A 19,293-nucleotide genomic window follows, 5' to 3' on the forward strand; every position below is an offset into this window, starting at 1 on the left:
TTCCCCTCGTTGATCGGTCTCGGACACCAGTCTGGAGGCAGCCCGTGGCCGACGGCACTGGGCTTCGCCCCCGGATGGGGGTGTACCTGGCACCACCCCTCTGAGCTCGCCTTTCGTCTCCACGAGAGGGGGTTCTGACGGCTGGGGCGCGGGCCCGCGGATTTCTAGCGTCGTAGTCGACTTGTTCGGCGCTTACCTCTGGGGGCAGAAGCCATGAGGCGTAACCTCGCGGCACGTATGGGTGTGTGGAGCGCACACCATCGCAAAACGGCGATCATCGGCTGGCTGCTCTTCGTCGTCCTCGCCGCGGTTGTCGGCGGGGCAACGGGGATGGTCGAGATGTCCGAGTCCGAACAGGGCACAGGCGACTCCGCGCGGGCCCAGAAGATCCTCGACGACGCGGGCCTGGACCAGCCGGCCGGTGAGCTGGTGCTGGTCAGCAGCAGGACGGCCGGCGGCTGGAAGGACGCGGCGCGCGAACTCGCGGCGGCGATCGAGAAGACCGGCGAGGCACAGAAGGTCCAGCCGCCGCTCGCCTCGAAGAACGGCAGGGAAGCGCTGATCCGCTTCGAGATCAAGGGCGACTCCAAGACGGCGGCGGACCGGGTTCAGCCGGTGCTCGATGCCGTACGGGACACCGGCATGGCCCAACAGGGCGTCGAAGTGCACCAGTTCGGGCAGGCCAGCTCGGAGAAGTGGCTCGGGGACCTGCTCTCCGATGACTTCCAGCAGGCCGAGTTCACCGCGGTGCCGCTGGCGCTCGGCATTCTGCTCGTCGCCTTCGGCGCGGTCGTCGCCGCGCTGCTGCCGGTCGGCCTCGCACTGACCGCGTGCATGGCGGCCTTCGGCCTGCTCTCGCTCGCCAGCCACCAGCTGCATCTGTTCCAGACGACCTACTCCGTGATGTTCCTGATGGGCCTCGCTGTCGGCGTCGACTACTGCCTCTTCTACCTGCGGCGCGAGCGCGACGAGCGGGCCGCGGGCCACGACGCCGAGACCGCGCTGCGGATCGCGGCCGCGACCAGCGGCCGGGCCGTCCTGGTCTCCGGTGTGACCGTGATGCTCGCGATGGCCGGGATGTTCCTGTCCGGGCTGATGCTCTTCAAGGGCTTCGCACTCGCCACTGTCCTCGTCGTGTTCATCGCGATGCTCGGTTCGGTGACCGTGCTGCCCGCGCTGCTGGCCTGGCTGGGGGACCGGATCGACGCGGGCCGGATCCCGTTCCTGAACCGCCGCACCAAGAAGGGCGCGCACGCGAGCGGCTCCGTGGCGGGGGCGGTGCTGCGCCCCGTACTCGCCAGGCCGAAACTCTTCGCCTTCGGCGCGGTGGCCGTGCTGCTGGCGCTCGCGGCACCGGCGCTGGGGATGAAGACCGAACAGCTGGGAATGGAGAAGCAGTTCGGCTCGGACGCGGCGCTGTCGGTGGCGTACAAGAAGATCACGGAGGCCTTCCCGGGCGGGCCCGAGCCGGCGCGGGTGGTCGTCAAGGCGGACGACATCGGCTCGGAGCGTGTGCGGGGGGCGCTGGCGACGTTCGACAAGGTCACCCTTCACCCGGCGCAGAACATCGCGGAGATCGAGGTGCCGCTGACCGGCAAGGACGCGCTGGCCCAGCTACGCGACACGACGGTCCCCGAGGCTTTCGACGGCACCGGGGCGCAGGCCTATGTCGGCGGTGAGCTCGCCTCGTCGGTCGACTTCAACGACCAGCTGAAGCGGGGCATCGTGCCGGTCCTCGCGTTCATCACGGCCGTGACGTTCCTGCTGATGCTGTTCTGCTTCCGCTCGTACGTCATCGCCGTCACGTCGATCCTGCTCAACCTGCTCTCGGTGGCGGCGGCGTACGGCGTCATGGTCGCGGTCTTCCAGCACGGCTGGGGCGCGTCCGCGCTGGGCACGGAGGCGGTCGGCGCGATCGAGGGCTGGATGCCGCTGTTCGTCCTGGTGGTGCTGTTCGGGCTGTCCATGGACTACCACGTCTTCGTGGTCTCCCGGATCCGCGAGGCGCGTGACCGCGGCGCGTCGACGCGGGACGCGATCCACGAGGGCATCCGCCGCACGGCGGGCGCGGTGACGGGCGCGGCGGCGATCATGGTCGCGGTGTTCGCGGTCTTCGCGACGCTGTCCATGCAGGACATGCAGCAGATGGGCGTGGGCCTGGCGGTGGCGGTGCTGCTGGACGCGACGATCGTACGGATGGTGCTGCTGCCGTCGGCGATGGCCCTGCTGGGCGAACGGAACTGGCGCACGCCGAGGGGGCTGGGGTGGCTGCCGCGGGTGGACCACGGCGAGGTGGATACGGCGGGGTCGTCCCGGGCGGGCAATGCGGTGCCGGTGGGCTAGGCGATCGTGGCGCGGGCCGGGGGGTTTGTTCCCCTACCCGCCCTCCCCCTACGGCCTGGCGGCCGTGGGAGGTACCCCCATCCCGAACTGGGGGCAAGCCCCCAGACCCCCTTATGCAACCTTCGGCCGCACATTCAGCCCCGCCGGCGATTGAGGCGCGGGGGTCCGGGGGCAGCGTCCCCGGTTACGGGAAGGGGCGGGGTGGGGAACAGCCCCGCCGCAGGCGCAGCGTCACGCGCCGCCCAGAACCTCCGCCTCCAGCTCCCGCGACAGCCCCACCACCGGCCGGTCCCCCCGCTGCGGCGCCCTCCCCCCGATCGACCGGAGCCACGCCCACGTGTCCGCCACCGTCTCGCCGACCGGCCGACACCTCAGTCCCGCCCCCACCGCCTTCGCGACGCCGACGCCGTGCACCGCGTTGTAGAGCTCGGGCTGTTCGGCCTGGGGGATCCAGATCGGCAGGTCCGTCCAGGGCTGGATGCCCGCCGCGAGGATCGCCTCGGCCGGGGTCCACCGGAGCTCGGGCACCAACCCCGTCGCCCGCCCGCACGCCTCCAGCAGTTCCCCGATCGTCGTGTGCCCCTGCTCGCTCACCAGGTTGTACGGACCGCTCAGCCCTCGCTCGGCCGCCTGGAGCATCCAGTCCGCCAGGTCGCGTACGTCGATGTACTGCAGCGGTGTGTCCCGCGGTCCCGGTGTGAGGACCGGGCCGCCGCGGGCGATCCGGCCCAGCCACCACGGCAGGCGGCCGATGTTCTCCCCGGGCCCGATGATCAGGCCCGCGCGGACCAGCAGCGCGCGGTCCTCGCCGAAGGACCGGACCGCGGCCAGCTCGCCGCCCCGCTTGGCCTCCGCGTACGGCACGTCGCCCGCGTCGGCCGAGCTCTCGACCACCGGGCTGGTCTCGTCGTAACCGGCCGCCGGCGGCCAGGCGTACACGGAAGCGCTCGACACATAGACATAACGACCGACGCGCCCCGCGAGCAGCCGGGCCGCGTCCCGTACGGCGGACGGCGCCGCCGACCAGGTGTCGACGACGACGTCCCACTCGCCCTCGGCGAGCGCCGCCAGGCCGTCAGGAGCCGTGCGGTCGCCGAGCAACGTGGCCGCACCGGCCGGTGCTTCGTGCCGCCCGCGATGGAAGACCGTGACCTCCCAGCCGCGGGCCAGCGCCGACTCGACCACCGCACGGCCGACGAACGCCGTGCCCCCCAGAATCAGAAGTCTCATACCGGCGACTCTGCCTGGTGGGACGGCCGTCGGCACAGGGATTCCGCTGCCAGGGAAACACCGGGGCGACGGGCTGCGGCGCGTGGGTTACGGCGTGTACTTGTAGCCGACCCGCCGCACGGTCTGGATCGTACGGCGGTGCTCGGCGCCCAGCTTCCGGCGCAGCCGGGCCACATGGACGTCGACGGTCCGGCCGTCGCCCACATGCCCGTAGCCCCACACCGTGGTCACCAACTGGTCGCGCGTGTGCACCCGGTGGGGGTGCGCGACCAGATGCGCGAGCAGTTCGAACTCGAGGTAGGTCAGATCCAGCGCCTGCCCGTCCACGAGGGCGGTGCGCTGCGTGGCGTCGATCCGTACGGGACCGTCACCCTGCTCGCCGGGCTCCTGCTCCTGCTCCCGCTGCGGCTGCTGATCGGCCGGTACGAGGACGAGATAGCCGACCATCGGCGGCCGGCCCGGAAGAGTGGGCAGGGTGTGCGGCGGCGCGGGCAGCCAGGTGGCACCCGGCGGCAGGAAGTCGGCGACATCGACGAGGGCGGCCGGTGCGACGACCTCGTCGCGTTCGACGGCACGCAGTCGGTGACGGCCCTCGGGGGGCAGGGTAGTGGTGGGGACGGCGGAGATGGAACGGGAGTTCGCCATGAGAGGTCAGCTCTTTCGCGCGGAGGAAGTCGTCGAGTCGAGAGGACGGACGTACGTCGTGCGCGCTGGCCGAAGACCGGGGTGAGCGGCTTTAGAGGGCCTGCGCGTTCACCGCGCGGCAACACACCCGGTCGAAGTCGTGGTGCTGCCGGGAAGGCCAGAACGGCTCGAGGTCGGTGCGACCTGTCGCGGTGTGCTGGTGGCTGGCCATGTGCCCATTGAAGCAGATGACATGGTGCGGCAGCACTCGGCTTCCGTTCCTTGATACGGCCCTTGCACTCCCTCTGCGTGAGGCACGCCGAAGGGCGCCCACCGGTCGGACCGGTGGACGCCCTTGTGAACGCGGCATGGCGGCGGGATCAGACCTGGCCGGCCTTCTCCAGCGCGGTGCAGCAGGTGTCGACGATCAGTTGCGTGACGACGTAGGGGTCGACGTTGGCGTTCGGGCGGCGGTCCTCGATGTAGCCCTTGCCGTCCTGCTCGACCTGCCACGGGATACGGACCGAGGCGCCGCGGTCCGAGACGCCGTAGCTGTACTCGTTCCACGGGGCGGTCTCGTGCAGGCCGGTCAGACGGTCGTCGATGCCCGCGCCGTAGTTCTTGACGTGGTCGAGCGGCTTGGAGCCCTCGCCCAGCGACTCGCAGGCGGTGATGATCGCGTCGTAGCCCTCGCGCATCGCCTTGGTCGAGAAGTTGGTGTGCGCGCCCGCGCCGTTCCAGTCGCCCTTGACCGGCTTGGGGTCGAGGGTCGCGGAGACCTCGAAGTCCTCGGCGGTGCGGTAGAGGAGCCAGCGGGCCACCCACAGCTGGTCGGAGACCTCCAGCGGGGAGAGCGGCCCGACCTGGAACTCCCACTGGCCCGGCATGACCTCGGCGTTGATGCCGGAGATGCCCAGACCCGCCTTGAGGCAGTTCTCCAGGTGCGCCTCGACGATGTCACGGCCGAAGATCTCGTCCGCGCCGACACCGCAGTAGTAGCCGCCCTGCGCGGCCGGGAAGCCGCTCTCGGGGAAACCGAGCGGACGGGAGCCCTTGAAGAAGGTGTACTCCTGCTCGATGCCGAAGATCGGCTCCTGGGCGGCGAACTTCTGGGCCACCTCGGCGAGCGCTGCACGCGTGTTGGACTCGTGCGGCGTCATGTCCGTGTTGAGGACCTCGCACATCACAAGGACGTCGTCGCCGCCGCGGATCGGGTCCGGGCAGGAGAAGACCGGCTTGAGCACCCGGTCGGAGGCGTGGCCCTCGGCCTGGTTGGTGCTGGATCCGTCGAAGCCCCAGATGGGCAGCTCGGCGCCGTCGTTAAGGATCTTCGTCTTCGAGCGAAGCTTGGCGGTCGGCTCGGTGCCGTCGATCCAGATGTACTCAGCCTTGAAGGTCACGGGGCCTCATCCTTTGCGGGTGCAGCGGTATGTCGCGCAGCTTCGCAATACGGGATTTCCCGTCCGTTGCCCGTTTGTGAACCCCACGTTACGCCGGACCGGTGACCCGGCCCGGCTTCGCGTGAGCCCCCTCTTCCCCCTCCTTCACCTGCGGATTCAGTCTCCGGCCACCAGCCTGGCCCCCTGCTTGAGCAGCGTCCATGTCGTATACAAGGGTTCGGTGGGACACGGCCTCCGTCGGGATCGAGGGGGCCTGCGGCGTTCACGGGCAGACTGAGCCGCATGACGAAGCCCGCGAAGCAGCTGCGTATCGGACTCATCGGCGCCGGCCCCTGGGCGGAGCGCACCCAGGCTCCCGCGCTCGCCGCGCACCCGCAGGTCGACTTCACCGGGGTGTGGGCCAGACGGCCCGAGGCGGCCGCCTCCCTGGCCGGCGCGCACGGTACCGCCGCCTTCTCCGGTGACGACGGCGTGGACGCCCTCCTCGCCGCCAGTGACGCGGTCGCCTTCGCGCTGCCGCCGGACATCCAGGCACCGCTCGCGGCCCGTGCCGCAGCGGCGGGCTGCCATCTTCTGCTGGACAAGCCGGTCGCCACGAGTGTGGCGGCGGCGAGCGAGGCGGCACGGGCGGCCGAGCGCGCCGGGGTCGCTTCGGTGGTCTTCTGTACCTTGCGCTTCGCCGCCGGCACGGCGGCCTGGATCGCCGAACAGGTGGCGGCGGGCGGCTGGTTCACGGCTCATGCGCAGTGGCTCGGCTCGCTGTACGCGCCGGGTGGAGACAGCCCGTACGCCGCCTCGCCGTGGCGGCGTGAGAAGGGCGGACTGTGGGACGTCGGCCCGCATGTGCTCTCCGTACTGATCCCGGCACTCGGCGATGTGACGGAGGTGACCGCGGCGCGCGGGCCCAAGGACACCGTGCATCTGGTGCTGCGGCACACGTCGGGGGCGTCGAGCACGGCGACGCTGGGCCTGAGCGCGCCGGTGAGGGCGTCGGGCGTGCGCATCGAGCTCGTCGGCGAACGGGGAACGGTCCAACTGCCGGTGTGGGGAGATGCGGTGCGTTCGTTCGAGGCGGCGGTGGACGCGCTGCTGGAGTCGGTGCGTACGGGGCGGGCGCACGACTGCGACGTACGGTTCGGGCTGCGGGTGACTCAGATCCTGGCGGAGGCGGAGCTCCTGCTCGATCGGTGACCAGGACGGTGCCGTAGGGGGTTCGGCACCGTCCTGGGATTCCCGTTGACGACCGTCAGGGTCAGCCGACGCGCTCGATCCTGGCCTTGCGGATCAGGAACTTGCCGGGCTCGCGGACCTGCTCGAAGGCCGCGTTGTTCAGCAGGGCGCAGCTGCCGGACGCGGAAGTGACCTTGACCGTCGTCGACTTGTTGTTGTCGAGGTTGGTCACCTTGAGGCTGGTGCCGACCGGGAACTGGTTGCTGGAGGCGGCGGGTGCGCCGCCTTCGCCGGACAGGGTGACGGTCGACCCGGCGCAGACGACTTCGCCGTTGGCCTGTCCGCCGCCGTTCTGGTCGCCGGCCTGGTTTCCGCCCTGGTCGCCGTTCTGACCGGCGTTCTGACCGGCGTTCTGGTCGCCGGCCTGGTCGCCGCCCTGATTGCCGGCCTGGTCGCCGTTCCCGATCTTCTCGATCCTGGCCTTGCGGATGAGGTTCTTGCCGGGCTCGCGGACCTGCTCGAAGGCCGCGTTGTTCAGCAGGGCGCAGCTGCCGGACGTCGAAGTGACCTTGACCGTGGTGGCCTTGTTGTTGTCGAGGTTGGTCACCTTGAGGGTGGTGCCGATCGGGAACTGGTTGCTGGAGGCGGCGGGTGCGCCGCCTTCGCCGGACAGGGTGACGGTCGACCCGGCGCAGACGACTTCGCCGTTGGCCTGTCCGCCGCCGTTCTGGTCGCCGGCCTGGTTTCCGCCCTGGTCGCCGTTCTGGTCGCCGCCCTGCTCTCCCGCGGGCGGCTGAGCGGCCTCACCTCCCCCGCCTCCCACCTCGCACCCGGAAGCCGCCTGCTTCCGCTTGATCTCCTCGATGACCGCCTGCCGGTTCGCGATCCGGGCCTCGGACTGCGCGTCCGGATTGGCACGCTGGCCGGCGATGAAGCTCTCGTTGTTGTTCAGGGCCTGGGTCAGTCCGTCGCAGGCCACCGACGCGTTGCTGGTGCCGGTCATGGCCACTGCCGTACCGCCGACTACCGCGGCGGCGCCGACGAGCAGAGCGATCTTCTTCTTGGCGCTGAGGGTCTTCTTGCGCGACACGTGGGACTCCTGTCGGGTCGGTTCCGTGTGCCGTTACGTACGAGTAGGCACCGCGTGTTTCTCAGCCCTCCCACCCACAACTTCCTTAACTTTTCTTAAGGTTGGCGCAGCTCAGAGGGTTCTGGGGGTGACTCCTCCGCGCGTTCATCGACAGCTGGAACGACCGCGCACACCCGCTCGTCCGGACCAAAACTCACTAGCGAGCTTGAGCCCTCACGGACGACCATGGAACGCATGACTGACCAACCCGCACGATGGAGCCGCGCAACCATCTACCCCGACATGTGGGCTGACCCGGACGACGACCCCCGCGACAGCGAAGGAGTCAGTCCGGAGGGCGAGCTCGCGACGCTGCAGGACTTCCTGACGAACTACCGCATGACCCTGCGGATGAAGTGCGAGGGCCTGGATGCGGAGCAACTGGCCCGTCGGTCGGTTCCGCCGTCGACGATGTCGCTGCTCGGCCTGCTTCGGCACCTCGTCGAGGTGGAACGGGACTGGCGCAACTGGATCAGCGACGGTGATCCGCTGCCGAAGGTGTACGGCGAGGGTGGCGCGGACTTCGGCGGAGCTGTCGCCGAGCAGGCCGTGGTCGACGCTGCGTACTCCGCTCTGGCGCGCGAGCAGGCCGCGACCGACGCGGCGCTGGCCGAGCACCCGGATCTGAGCGAGCGTGTGGGGAAGGACGGGATCGCGGTTCGGGAGCTGATGGTGCACAGGGTCGAGGAGTACGCCCGTCACTGCGGGCACGCCGACCTGTTGCGCGAGTGCATCGACGGACGGGTGGGCCAGTGACGAGGGCCGGGGGCTCATTCCCGGCGGCCGGGGTCGCGGCTGCGGCGGGCGTCCTGCTTGTCGAGCCGCTGACGCACCGCCGCTGGTACTCCGTGCCGCTGTGAGCTCGTACCGGTCCGAGCTACTGCGAGGACCGGCCGAGCGCGTCCCGTACCGCCTCGTCCGTACGCCCCACGACCGCCGTCCCGTCGTCCGCGGTGATGATCGGCCGCTGAATCAGCTTCGGGTGCTGCGCGAGCGCGGTGACCCACCGGTCCCGGGAACCCTCGTCCCGTGCCCACTCCTTGAGCCCGAGCTCCTTCGCCACGGCTTCCTGCGTCCGCGTGATGTCCCACGGCTCAAGCCCGAGCCGCGCGAGTACGGCCCGTATCTCCTCCTCGCTCGGCACGTCCTCCAGATAGCGCCGGACGGTGTACGACGCGCCCTCGCCGTCGAGCAGATCGACGGCACTGCGGCACTTGGAACAGGCGGGGTTGATCCAGATCTCCATGCCGCCACGGTACCGCTCACGCGCCCCTCAAACACCGCCTGGCCAGGGCGGATTGTCAGTGGTAGCCAGTAGACTGAACAGTAGTTCGGGATGGTCCCGCCACCGCGCCAGGAGGTTGCCGATGGCCGTTGCCACACTCATTTCGAAGCCCGTGTCCGTGTCCGCGTCTCTGTCCTCGTCCATGTACCAGCCGCTGAAGAAGAAGCCGCTCCCGGCCGGACAGCCGCGCGAGTGGTACGTCTCGCACAACCGCCGACTCAAAGCCATGCGCCTGGCGATCGCCCTGCTCGACTCGGGGGTCTATCACCCGGCGACGGCGGACAACCGCACGATACGTGCGACTGCGGAGAGCATCGGAATCCACCCGCCGTCGGACACGACGTGCCGGATGGTGCGGGCGCTGATCCGTTACGGCCGCTGATCCGCTGCGGGCGCTGACGAGTTCGCCGACCGAGGCATGCCGTCCCGCCGCTGTCACCCGTCGCTCCTGGGTGACAGTGGCGGGGCGGCGGCAGGTTGCCTTCAACAAAACCCCGGTGTCGCAGGGTCCGATCGGCGCAGAACAGCGCATTCTGGTCTCACGGTCCGAGTCGCTCCGGGGGCAGTCATGTCGCATCCGCACCACGGCCTTCGTCTCCGCGGTAACGGCGGTATCCGCCGTATCCGCCGCAGTTTCCTCGTGTTCACGGCCGCCGGCGTACTGAGCGCCGGCTCCGCCCTCACCTTCGCCCCGCCCGCCGCGGCCGAACCGGCCACCTCGGTCGCGTATGCCGCGGGGGCGAGCGCGACCCGCTACTCCGGACTCGCCTTCGACACCTGTACGGCGCCACCGCTGTCGGCGATCCAGGCGTGGGGCGCCTCGCCGTACCGCGCCGTCGGGGTGTACATCGGGGGCATCACCCGCACCTGCGCCCAGCCGCAACTGACCGCGTCGTGGGTCTCGTCCGTGTCCGCGCTGAAGTGGCGCCTGCTGCCCATTTACAAGGGCCTGCAACCGCCGTGCGGCGGCAGGCCCACCGACGCGAAGATCAGCCGGGCCGCCACGACCGCCAAGGGCCAGGGCACGGCCGCGGCCGGCGACGCCGTCGCCAAGGGCAAGGCGCTCGGCATGCAGCCCGGCAGCGCGTTCTACAACGACATCGAGGCCTACTCGCAGACCGACGCCACCTGCCGGACCGGCGTGCTGGCGTTCCTCTCCGGCTGGACGAAGGAGCTGCACCGGCTCGGCTATGTCTCGGGCGTGTACATGAACCTCAACCTGGGCGCGCAGCAGCTCTCCGACGTGTACACCTCCACCTCCTACGCCCGCCCCGACGCACTGTGGATCGCCCGCTTCGACTCGGTCGACTCGCTCAAGGGCTGGACCAACATCGCCGACTCCAAGTGGGCGGTGCACCAGCGGGCCAAGCAGTTCAAGGGCGACCACGACGAGACCTACGGCGGCGTCACCCTCAACATCGACACCGACAGGCTCGACGCGCCGGTCGCCACCGTGGCGTACACCTACACGGCGACGAGCGCCACCACGCTCAACGCCCGCACCGGCCCCTCGACGAGCTACCCCGTCGCGAAGACGTACGCGCCCAATTCCGCGGTCAAGGTGGCGTGCCAGGCCCCGGGTTCCGCGGTCGGCACCACGGCCATATGGGACAAGCTCACGGACGGCACGTACGTCACCGACTACTACGTCAGCACCCCGTCCAACACCACCTACAGTGCCCCGCTGCCGCGCTGTACGTACCCCTACCAGACCAGCGCGACCGTCGCCGAACACACGGGCCCCGGCACCTCGTCCTCCATAGGTGGCACGTCCCCCAACGGGGCGCTGGCGTGGGTGGTCTGCCAGAAGTCGGGCTCGGCGGTCGGCACGACGAAGATATGGGACCGCCTCGACAACACCCGCTACGTCACGGACTACTACGTGGCGACCCCCAGCAACACGACCTACAGCAAACCGGCTCCCCGCTGCTGAATGAGGGCCTTCAGGCAGCCGCCCCTGACGCCCACGTCGGCAGAACCGGGTCTCCCACCGCCAGCGACCCGCGCTCCACGACCGCCGCCTTCATGCCGAAGCTGACCTTGTTCTCGTACTCCGGCTCCCGCCGGTACGTCGCGAGCGTGCGGATCGGCTCGGGGCCCGCGCGCAGGCCTGTGAGCTGGTCGACCAGCGGGACGCTGCACCGCATCGCCCTGACCGCGTACGCGAGGTGCACCGTACCGATTTCCAGGCGGCGCATCTCGTCCTCGGCGTGCGGCTCGGCGCAGCCGTCGAGGACGATGTTCGCCCGGAAGCGGTCCATCGGCACCGGGGCAGCGCCCCGCGCCGTGATCCGTGCGTTCAGGCCGTCGAGCGAGGCCTGGGACGCCACCAGCACCGCATGCGCGTCCGCGAAACCGACCTTGCCGGGCGTCTCGCCCCACCCGTCCCGGTCGAAGTCCGAAGGCACCCGCACCAGCCGGGACTTCGCCCCCAGCACCTGTGAGAACCACTCGGCGGCGGCGTCCCCCTGATCCGCGCCCTCCCCGATGTCGCGCCCGAACATGCTCACCGGCCGCCGCTCCCCGTCCGGGTCGACGTCCAGCAGTACGCTCTCGACCCCGTCCGCGGCCAGCCGCAGCGCGGCACCCCCGCCGACGATCTCCGGCCGGATCGCGGCCATGGCGGGCAGCGCCCGCTGACTGCGGAACGACCCGTCCGCGGCGTCGACGACCATGAACGTCCGGTCGTGCTCCAGCCCCATCACGCCGACCCGGGCGGACTCGACACCGGTTCCGGCACAGCCCTTGACCGGGTAGTACGTCAGCTTCTGCACAGTGATCCCCATGCGACCCGATCGTATGTGCGCCCCGCGGGCGGTCATCCTTCCGAACCCCGGAGCCGGTCGCCGAGGCGAGCCTTCACCCCGGGCCACTCGTCCGCGAGGATCGAGAAATAGACGCTGTCCCGCCATGTCCCGTCCGGACGCTGCCTGTGGCGGCGCAGGACGCCTTCCCGCTGCGCCCCGAGGCGGGCGATGGCGGCCTGGGACCGCTCGTTCATATGGTCCGTCTTCAACTGGACGCGCCCCATGCCCAGTTCCTCGAAAGCGTGGTTGAGCAACAGCAGCTTCGTCTCGGTGTTGACCGCCGTACGCCACGACGCGCGGCCGTACCACGTCCAGCCGATCTCCAGGCGCTCGTCCTGCGTGTCGACGTCCATGTACGTGGTCCAGCCCACGGCCCTGCCGGTCGCGCGCTGGATGACGGCGAACGGGAGGTACGTGCCGTGTTCGGCGTCCTTGAGCAGTTCACGGAGCTTGTGGCCGAGCTCGTCCTGCGTGTGCGGAGTGGGGCCGCCCTGCCAGCGCCAGACCTCGTCGTCACCCCCGCCGGCGGCGAAGAGGTCTCCGAGGTGATCCGTCGTCAACGGTTCGAGGCGTACATGGTGGCCGGTCAGCGTCACGGGCTGCGGTGTCTTGGCAGGCATGATCCGAACCGTAGCCCGATCCTGCACTAGCCGCAATCCACTATTGCACTAGTGCAAACTCGGCCAGGGTGACCGTGCCGCTAGGGTGCCCACTCTGTCCAATCTGCCCAATCGGCCTGACTGGCCGACCGATTGACCGACGAGGGGATGCAGTGGCCCAGCCGAACACCGAGCACCGCCCACCGGCCCTCCCGCCCGCGCTCGATGCGATGACCGTCCTCGTCGCCGCCGTCATCGTCCACGACCGGGAGACCAGCCGCGTCGTCCTCCTCCAGCGCGGCCCCGGCAACAAGTTCGCCCGTGGCCGGTGGGATCTCCCCGTCGGCAAGAGCGAGCCGGGCGAGCCCATCACCGACACCGCGGTCCGCGAACTCCGCGAGGAGACCGGCCTGACCGTCAAGGCCGACGACCTGCGCCTCGCCCAGGTCGTCCACGGCGCCTGGGGCGTCGACGCGCCCAACGGGTTCCTCACCGTCGTCTTCGCCACACATCAATGGGCCGGGGAACCCGAGAACCGCGAACCCGCCAAGCACGCCCAGGTCAGCTGGGTCGACACCGGCGACCTCCCCGAGGAATTCGTACCCACCTCCGCCACGGCCCTGCGCCACTACCTGTCCGGTGGCCCGCAGATCTCACTGCGCGGCTGGGCATCCTGAGCCGACCCAAACGACCGTCGGCGCGTGTGACGTGTCACAGACATCCTCGCGGCACTGTGGGAGCTTCAACTCCGTTACTTCTCAGTTGAGTTCGGGCGTTGAGAGGATCGTATGAGCACTCTGGAAGCCGTCATGCTCGACCAGGTGGTCGACACGGCCCGCTACCCCCTGTCGGAACTCGAAAGCGCCGAGGGACAGGCCGTCGTCTCCCGTGCCCGGCGCGAACTGTCGACCGTCGGCTGCACCGTACTGCCGGACTTCATCCGCCCCTCACTCCGCGATGTCCTGCGGCAGGAGTGCTCGGCCATCGCCCCGCGCGCGCACTTCGACACCGAAACCGTCAACGTCTACAACATCCCCGTGGACTCGGCTCTGCCCGAGGACCACCCCGGCCGGCGTACCTTCGAGCGGGGCAACGCGTTCGTCGCGCGGGACCGTATCCCCGCGGGCTCCCTCATCAGCCGGCTCTACTCCCACACCGCGTTCCAGCACTTCGTCGCCCGCTGCTTCGGACTGCCGCAGCTTCACGAACTGGCCGACCCGCTCTCCGGGCTGGTTCTCAACGTCGTCGAGCCGGGCATGGAACACCCCTGGCACTTCGACACCAACGAGTTCACCGTCAGCATGCTCACCCAGGAGGCGCAGTCCGGCGGCGTCTTCGAGTACTGCCCGAACATCAGGTCCGCGCAGGACGAGAGCTTCGACGACGTCCGCGACGTACTGGACGGCCGGGGCGAGCGGCTGACCCGGTCCCTGTCCCTGCAACCCGGTGACCTGCAGTTGTTCAAGGGCCGCTACTCGCTGCACCGGGTCAGCCCCGTGCGGGGCGACATCGCGCGCCACTCCGCGATATTCGCCTACAGCGAGCGCCCCGGCGTCATCGGGAGCGTGGCACGGACCCGGCAGCTCTTCGGCCGCGTCCTGCCCGAGCACGTGGCGGCCGAGGGCCGGGCCGTCCGCGGCGACCGGCTGCTGGACTGACGCTAGGGCGTGTTTGAGAAGCAGCGCCGTCCGCCCGCCGGGTGGGGGTACCTCCCAGGCGAAGCTCTGGGGGAGGGACTTCTCAAACACGCCCTAGTCGCAGGCCGTGTCCCCCCACTCTGCGATCCACGCGATCCATGGAGGAGTAAGCCCTGTGCGTTTCGACGCGACCGGAAAAGTCTCGCTCGACCACATCTACACCCAGCCCGATCCGCGCGCCTATTTCAGCGTGCTGCGCCCCCTGGGCTACTGCGTTCCGCAACTGGCCAAGCCCTACTTCGCGAAGCTCATCAAGGAGTACCGGGACTCCCAGCACGTCGCCGTGCCGAAGGTGCTGGACATAGGCTGTTCGTACGGAATCAACGCCGCCCTGCTGAAGTACGACGCGACCATGGACGAGCTGTACGCGCGCTACGGCGACGAGGAGCGCGAGATGGAGCGTGAAGGGGAGAGCCGCGAGGCCCTGCTCGCCCGGGACCGGGAGCTGGCCCGCTCGCGGCAGCCCGCGCAGCCCGTACGATTCGTCGGCCTCGACACCTCCGCCAGCGCGCTGTCGTACGCACTCGACGCCGGATTCCTCGACGACGCCGTGCACGCCGACCTGGAGGCGCACGAGCCCACACCGCGGCAGCGCGCCCAGTTCGCCGGGACGGACCTGGTGATCTCGACGGGCTGCCTCGGCTACGTCACCGAGCGGACGCTCAAGCGCGTCGTCGAGGCGCAGGGCACCCACCGGCCCTGGATGGCGCACTTCGCGCTGCGGATGTTCCCGTTCGACCCCGTCGAGCACGCGCTCGCCGAACTCGGCTACCGGACCATCCATGTCGAAGGCGTCTTCAAACAGCGGAGGTTCGCCTCCCCGGAGGAACAGACGCTCGTCCTGGACACGATGTCGTCCAACGGGGTGGATGCGCGGGGCCTGGAGGCGGAAGGCTGGATGTACGCACAGCTCCACCTTTCCCGGCCGCACCGCCCGTCCGGCCCCAACGATCCGAATCGAGAGCAGAGTTGAAGATCAGTCAGGATGTAACAGGCAACGCGACCTTCGCCCAGGAGGACAGCCTTCCGCGCGTGCCGCTGCCCGCGCTGGAGGCGAGCTGCGAGAGGTTCCTCGCCTGGTGCGCGCCGCTGCTGACCGCCGACGAGCGGGCGGAGACGGAGGCGGAGGTGGCAGCCTTTCTCCGGCCCGACGGCCCCGGCCGGGTGCTGCACGCGGCGCTTGAGGCGTACGACGCCACGGAGGGCGTGCACAGCTGGCTCGACACCTTCTGGCCGTACCGCTACCTGGGCCGCCGGGACCGGATCGCGCTCAACGCCAACTTCTTCTTCCTGTTCCAGGACACCGGCCAGGCGCAGCTGGAACGGGCGGCCGGGCTCGTCGCCGGGGCGCTCAACTACAAGCGGCAGCTCGACCAGGGGCTCATCCCGCCGGTGGTCCAGCGCGGCGTGCCCCAGTCGATGGTGCAGAACAAGTTCCTGTTCTCCACCACCCGGATCCCCGGCGCCGAACTGGACACCGTACGCGCCCCCTACACCGAGGCGTGGCCGGGCCCGTCCGACGCACGGCACATCGTCGTGTTCTTCCGGGGCGGTATGTTCCGGCTGGACGTGCTCGGCGAGGACGGTGTCCCGCACAGCCTGGACGACATCGAGGCGGGCCTGAGCGCCGCGATGAAGGCCGGCGCGGAACCGGCGGACGTGTCGGTGGGCCACCTCACCACCATGGCCCGCGCGGAATGGGCGGCCGCCCGGCAGTCCCTGCTCGCCTGCCACCCCCGCAACGCCGACGCACTCGACGACATCGAGACCGCGCTGTTCTGCGTCTGCCTGGAGGACTTCGCACCGGCGGACACCCAGGAGGCCTGCGACCAACTGCTGTACGGCGACCGCGGCAACCGGTGGTTCGACAAGGCCGTGTCGTTCGTCGTCTTCACCGACGGCCGTGCGGGCATCAACGTCGAGCACTGCGAGCTGGACGGGACGACCATCCTCAGCTTCACCGACGCCCTGCTCAGCACCCCGCCCGGGGAACACTCCCAGCAGTCCGGGGCTCGCTCCCAGGGGCTGCCCGCACTGGAACCGATCGCGTTCGAGCTGGACGACGCCCTGCGGGCCCAGGCGCGCTCGGCCGCCGACGCGTTCGCCGCGTACGGACAGGCCACCGCGACCGCGACCGTGTCGTTCGACGACTTCGGCGCCACCACCGCCAAGTCGCTGGGGGTCTCGCCCGACGCGTTCGTCCAGGTCGCCTACCAGCTGGCCCACCAGCGGGCCAAGGGACACCTGGGCGCGACGTACGAGTCGATCGCCACCCGCCAGTACCGGCACGGGCGGACCGAGGCGATGCGGGTCGTCACCCCGGAGATGGTCGCTTTCGTCGCGACGATGGAGAACCCGTCGACGGACCGGGCCACCCGCCGCGCCGCCTTCCGGGCGGCGGCCCAGGGCCATGTGACCCGCGCGAAGGAATCCCAGGCCGTTCGGGTGCCCGAACAGCACCTGTGGGAACTGGAACTGATCCAGCGCCGTCGCGGCGGGGAGCTGAGGGTGACCGAACAGCCGGCGCTGTACCGGACACCGGGCTGGCTGACGATGCGCGACGACTACCTGAGCACGAGCTCGGCTCCGTCCCACAACATCCAGTACTTCGGCTTCGGCTCGACGAGCCTCCAGTGCATCGGCATCGCGTACGTCCTGCTGCCGGAGCGCTTCAACGTCTACCTGAGCACGCCGCGGGCGGTGGCCGACCAGATGCGCACGTTCGCGGACAGGCTGCGGGAGGCGGTGGCCGAGCTGCGGGAGCTGCTGGCGCCCGAGCAGTAGGCGTACGCGGAACGAACCGGTCCGCCCCCGCGCGCGGGTGCCGAGCCCATCGGTGGGCGAACGGCTTCCGGCGTCCCCGTCCGGGGCGGACCTCTCCGTGCCCGCTTCCGGTCGCCTGTGAGCCGAGCTCGGCGACCGAGGCGGGAGGCGTTCCCCACCGTGCCGGCCCGGGCTCAGGTGGGCGCGTCCATCCGCTGGGTGTCGATGACCAGCGGGTCCTACGCAGCCGCCACCAGTACCTGACACCGGCCGGCTTCCTGGCCGATCATCCTGAGCTTTCGCTTCACTGCTCGGGTGATCGGCTGAGGTCGACGGCGGCGAGGTTGCCTCGGCGCGGAGCCGGTTGCGCCTGAGCGCCACTCGCAGAAGCGGCCGTCGGCCGCGCTTTCCGGAAGTGGAAGAGCACGGCCGACGGCCCACAGACGACTTCCCGGTCAGCCGTCCGCGGCGCACCGCGCCGTCTCGCCCTCGCGCCACGCCGTGGACCCGGACACCGCGAGAGGGCGCACCCACGCTCATCTACGAGAGTCAAAAAATTCGGACGGCGATGTCGAGAACCCGTGACTGGCTCCGTCCCCGCAGTGAACGCGACCACAATGGGTCGCACCAGCACCGAGGAGAAACACGATGGCCAAGTACCTGCTGCTGAAGCACTACCGCGGCGCCCCGGCTTCGGTCAACGACGTGCCCATGGACCAGTGGACGCCGGAGGAGATCTCGGCCCACGTGCAGTACATGAACGACTTCGCGGCCCGGCTCGAGGAGACCGGCGAGTTCGTCGACAGCCAGGCCCTTGCACCCGAGGGGACGTTCGTCCGGTACGACGGCGAGGGGCGCCCGCCGGTCACCGACGGCCCGTTCGCCGAGACCAAGGACCTCATCGCCGGCTGGATGGTGATCGACGTCGACAGCTACGAGCGCGCCGTAGAGCTGGCCGGGGAGCTGTCGGCCGCCCCCGGGGCGGGTGGTAAGCCGATCCACGAGTGGCTCGAGCTGCGCCCGTTCTACGGCCTCTCGCCCACCATCTCGGAGTGCTCTTTCAAGTGAACGAGGTCCTGCTCCGGAGCCTCACGCCGAGCGTGCTCGGGATCCTCGTCCGCCGCGGAGCCGACTTCGCGGCGGCCGAGGACGCCGTGCAGGAGGCGCTGGTCGAGGCGGTCCGTGTGTGGCCGGCCGACCCTCCGCGGGATGCGAAGGGCTGGCTGGTCACCGTGGCCTGGCGCAAGTTCCTCGACGCGACCCGGGCGGACACCGCCCGCCGCCGGCGTGAGGACCTCGTCGACGAGGAACCGGCGCCCGGGTCCGCGCCCGCGGTGGACGACACGCTCCAGCTCTACTTCCTGTGCGCCCACCCCTCGCTGACGCCGTCGTCCGCGGTCGCGCTCACGCTGCGCGCCGTCGGCGGGCTGACCACCCGCCAGATCGCCCAGGCCTACCTGGTGCCCGAGGCGACCATGGCGCAGCGCATCAGCCGGGCCAAGCGCACCGTCTCCGGCGTGCGGTTCGACCAGCCCGGCGACGTCGCCACCGTGCTGCGCGTCCTCTACTTGGTCTTCAACGAGGGCTACTCCGGCGACGTCGACCTCGCCGCCGAGGCCATCCGCCTCACCCGGCAGCTCGCGGCCGCGATCGACCACCCCGAGGTGGCGGGGCTGCTCGCCCTCATGCTGCTCCACCACGCCCGGCGTGCCGCCCGGACCGCGCCCGACGGCAGCCTGGTGCCGCTCGCCGAGCAGGACCGCGGCCGGTGGGACACCGAGTCGATCGCCGAGGGCGTCGAGATCCTGCAGGCGGCCCTCGCCCGCGACCGGCTGGGCGAGTTCCAGGCCCAGGCCGCCATCGCGGCACTCCACGCCGACGCGCCCACCGCCGAGGAGACTGACTGGGTGCAGATCGTCGAGTGGTACGACGAGCTCGCGCGCCTGACCGACAGCCCGGTCGTCCGGCTCAACCGCGCGGTGGCCGTCGGCGAGGCCGACGGACCGCGCGCCGGCCTGGCGGCGCTCGCGGCGCTGGACGACTCACTGCCCCGCCACGCCGCGGTGGCGGCGTACCTCCACGAGCGCGACGGCGACCTGGCGACGGCGGCACGGCTGTACACCGAGGCGGCCCACAAGGCACCCAACCTCGCCGAGCGCGACCACCTGACGCGCCAGGCCGCCCGGCTCAACGCCCGCCCGTGTCGCTGACGGGTCGCGCTCGGATTCCCGCAGCACGAAGGCCGT

General features: G+C 70.4%; 18 protein-coding genes. 11 read left to right on the forward strand and 7 right to left on the reverse strand.

Annotated features, from left to right (window positions below):
* The first annotated feature begins 213 nt into the window (after positions 1-213).
* On the forward strand, positions 214-2,343 hold the full coding sequence (locus tag OG905_RS29475) for an MMPL family transporter (protein ID WP_328678604.1): 2,130 nt from the start codon (positions 214-216) through the stop codon (positions 2,341-2,343).
* A 231-nt stretch (positions 2,344-2,574) separates the two neighbouring features.
* On the opposite strand, the gene OG905_RS29480 is transcribed toward OG905_RS29475, so the two are convergent.
* The 3 genes from OG905_RS29480 to glnII form a co-directional block, all read right to left on the reverse strand.
* Positions 2,575-3,573, reverse strand: coding sequence for an SDR family oxidoreductase (locus OG905_RS29480; protein WP_328678605.1), 999 nt, complete (start codon positions 3,571-3,573; stop codon positions 2,575-2,577).
* An 87-nt stretch (positions 3,574-3,660) separates the two neighbouring features.
* The gene (locus OG905_RS29485; RefSeq protein WP_328678606.1) at positions 3,661-4,218 is read right to left on the reverse strand and encodes a winged helix-turn-helix domain-containing protein; all 558 of its coding nucleotides are present in this window, start codon (positions 4,216-4,218) and stop codon (positions 3,661-3,663) included.
* Between the two features lie 359 nt (positions 4,219-4,577).
* Positions 4,578-5,597, reverse strand: coding sequence for a glutamine synthetase (gene glnII / locus OG905_RS29495; protein ID WP_328678608.1), 1,020 nt, complete (start codon positions 5,595-5,597; stop codon positions 4,578-4,580).
* 282 nt (positions 5,598-5,879) lie between these two features.
* On the opposite strand from glnII, the gene OG905_RS29500 reads away from it, so the two are divergent.
* On the forward strand, positions 5,880-6,788 hold the full coding sequence (locus OG905_RS29500; protein WP_328678609.1) for a Gfo/Idh/MocA family protein: 909 nt from the start codon (positions 5,880-5,882) through the stop codon (positions 6,786-6,788).
* Between the two features lie 61 nt (positions 6,789-6,849).
* Here OG905_RS29500 and OG905_RS39230 read toward each other — a convergent pair whose 3' ends face one another.
* Positions 6,850-7,440, reverse strand: coding sequence for a hypothetical protein (locus OG905_RS39230; protein ID WP_443044091.1), 591 nt, complete (start codon positions 7,438-7,440; stop codon positions 6,850-6,852).
* Positions 7,441-8,091: 651 nt separating this feature from the next.
* On the opposite strand from OG905_RS39230, the gene OG905_RS29515 reads away from it, so the two are divergent.
* Positions 8,092-8,652, forward strand: a complete 561-nt coding sequence (locus OG905_RS29515; protein WP_328678610.1) for a DinB family protein — start codon at positions 8,092-8,094, stop codon at positions 8,650-8,652.
* Between the two features lie 121 nt (positions 8,653-8,773).
* Here OG905_RS29515 and OG905_RS29520 read toward each other — a convergent pair whose 3' ends face one another.
* The gene (locus OG905_RS29520) at positions 8,774-9,142 is read right to left on the reverse strand and encodes an arsenate reductase family protein (RefSeq protein WP_328678611.1); all 369 of its coding nucleotides are present in this window, start codon (positions 9,140-9,142) and stop codon (positions 8,774-8,776) included.
* 181 nt (positions 9,143-9,323) lie between these two features.
* On the opposite strand from OG905_RS29520, the gene OG905_RS29525 reads away from it, so the two are divergent.
* Both OG905_RS29525 and OG905_RS29530 read left to right on the forward strand, forming a co-directional pair.
* On the forward strand, positions 9,324-9,563 hold the full coding sequence (locus OG905_RS29525) for a hypothetical protein (protein ID WP_443044092.1): 240 nt from the start codon (positions 9,324-9,326) through the stop codon (positions 9,561-9,563).
* A 186-nt stretch (positions 9,564-9,749) separates the two neighbouring features.
* On the forward strand, positions 9,750-11,114 hold the full coding sequence (locus tag OG905_RS29530) for a glycoside hydrolase domain-containing protein (protein ID WP_328678613.1): 1,365 nt from the start codon (positions 9,750-9,752) through the stop codon (positions 11,112-11,114).
* A 10-nt stretch (positions 11,115-11,124) separates the two neighbouring features.
* On the opposite strand, the gene OG905_RS29535 is transcribed toward OG905_RS29530, so the two are convergent.
* Together OG905_RS29535 and OG905_RS29540 are read right to left on the reverse strand one after the other, a co-directional pair.
* Entirely contained in the window at positions 11,125-11,967 is an 843-nt protein-coding gene (locus OG905_RS29535; RefSeq protein ID WP_328678614.1) for an MOSC domain-containing protein, read from the reverse strand.
* A gap of 32 nt (positions 11,968-11,999) precedes the next feature.
* A complete protein-coding gene (locus OG905_RS29540; protein ID WP_328678615.1) occupies positions 12,000-12,608 on the reverse strand; it encodes a GNAT family N-acetyltransferase in 609 nt (202 codons plus the stop codon).
* A 152-nt stretch (positions 12,609-12,760) separates the two neighbouring features.
* Here OG905_RS29540 and OG905_RS29545 point away from each other — a divergent pair, with 152 nt between their 5' ends.
* The 6 genes from OG905_RS29545 to OG905_RS29570 all read left to right on the forward strand — a co-directional run bounded on the left by OG905_RS29545 (position 12,761) and on the right by OG905_RS29570 (position 19,257).
* Entirely contained in the window at positions 12,761-13,264 is a 504-nt protein-coding gene (locus OG905_RS29545) for an NUDIX domain-containing protein (protein ID WP_328678616.1), read from the forward strand.
* A gap of 111 nt (positions 13,265-13,375) precedes the next feature.
* Positions 13,376-14,245, forward strand: coding sequence for a HalD/BesD family halogenase (locus OG905_RS29550; protein WP_328678617.1), 870 nt, complete (start codon positions 13,376-13,378; stop codon positions 14,243-14,245).
* 154 nt (positions 14,246-14,399) lie between these two features.
* Positions 14,400-15,257 (forward strand): class I SAM-dependent methyltransferase, encoded by an 858-nt coding sequence (locus OG905_RS29555; RefSeq protein WP_328678618.1) that lies wholly within the window; start codon positions 14,400-14,402, stop codon positions 15,255-15,257.
* A gap of 2 nt (positions 15,258-15,259) precedes the next feature.
* On the forward strand, positions 15,260-17,068 hold the full coding sequence (locus tag OG905_RS29560; RefSeq protein ID WP_328682672.1) for a choline/carnitine O-acyltransferase: 1,809 nt from the start codon (positions 15,260-15,262) through the stop codon (positions 17,066-17,068).
* A 627-nt stretch (positions 17,069-17,695) separates the two neighbouring features.
* Complete coding sequence (locus tag OG905_RS29565; protein ID WP_328678619.1) at positions 17,696-18,115, forward strand: YciI family protein; 420 nt, start codon at positions 17,696-17,698, stop codon at positions 18,113-18,115.
* Positions 18,112-19,257 carry an RNA polymerase sigma factor gene (locus OG905_RS29570; protein WP_328682674.1) on the forward strand — a complete coding sequence of 382 codons (1,146 nt, stop codon included), beginning with the start codon at positions 18,112-18,114 and terminating at the stop codon, positions 19,255-19,257. Before OG905_RS29565 ends, OG905_RS29570 begins: the two co-directional genes overlap by 4 nt.
* Positions 19,258-19,293: the final 36 nt, after the last annotated feature.

Origin of the sequence: Streptomyces sp. NBC_00322 (assembly GCF_036147535.1) — a bacterium.
Taxonomy (GTDB): Bacteria; Actinomycetota; Actinomycetes; order Streptomycetales; family Streptomycetaceae; genus Streptomyces.

Coding starts and splice junctions, on each gene's coding strand:
- OG905_RS29475 (WP_328678604.1), top strand. CDS start 214: ATGAGGCGTAACCTCGCGGCACGTATGGGTGTGTGGAGCGCACACCAT.
- OG905_RS29480 (WP_328678605.1), bottom strand. CDS start 3,573: ATGAGACTTCTGATTCTGGGGGGCACGGCGTTCGTCGGCCGTGCGGTG.
- OG905_RS29485 (WP_328678606.1), bottom strand. CDS start 4,218: ATGGCGAACTCCCGTTCCATCTCCGCCGTCCCCACCACTACCCTGCCC.
- OG905_RS29500 (WP_328678609.1), top strand. CDS start 5,880: ATGACGAAGCCCGCGAAGCAGCTGCGTATCGGACTCATCGGCGCCGGC.
- OG905_RS29515 (WP_328678610.1), top strand. CDS start 8,092: ATGACTGACCAACCCGCACGATGGAGCCGCGCAACCATCTACCCCGAC.
- OG905_RS29520 (WP_328678611.1), bottom strand. CDS start 9,142: ATGGAGATCTGGATCAACCCCGCCTGTTCCAAGTGCCGCAGTGCCGTC.
- OG905_RS29525 (WP_443044092.1), top strand. CDS start 9,324: ATGTACCAGCCGCTGAAGAAGAAGCCGCTCCCGGCCGGACAGCCGCGC.
- OG905_RS29530 (WP_328678613.1), top strand. CDS start 9,750: ATGTCGCATCCGCACCACGGCCTTCGTCTCCGCGGTAACGGCGGTATC.
- OG905_RS29535 (WP_328678614.1), bottom strand. CDS start 11,967: ATGGGGATCACTGTGCAGAAGCTGACGTACTACCCGGTCAAGGGCTGT.
- OG905_RS29540 (WP_328678615.1), bottom strand. CDS start 12,608: ATGCCTGCCAAGACACCGCAGCCCGTGACGCTGACCGGCCACCATGTA.
- OG905_RS29550 (WP_328678617.1), top strand. CDS start 13,376: ATGAGCACTCTGGAAGCCGTCATGCTCGACCAGGTGGTCGACACGGCC.
- OG905_RS29565 (WP_328678619.1), top strand. CDS start 17,696: ATGGCCAAGTACCTGCTGCTGAAGCACTACCGCGGCGCCCCGGCTTCG.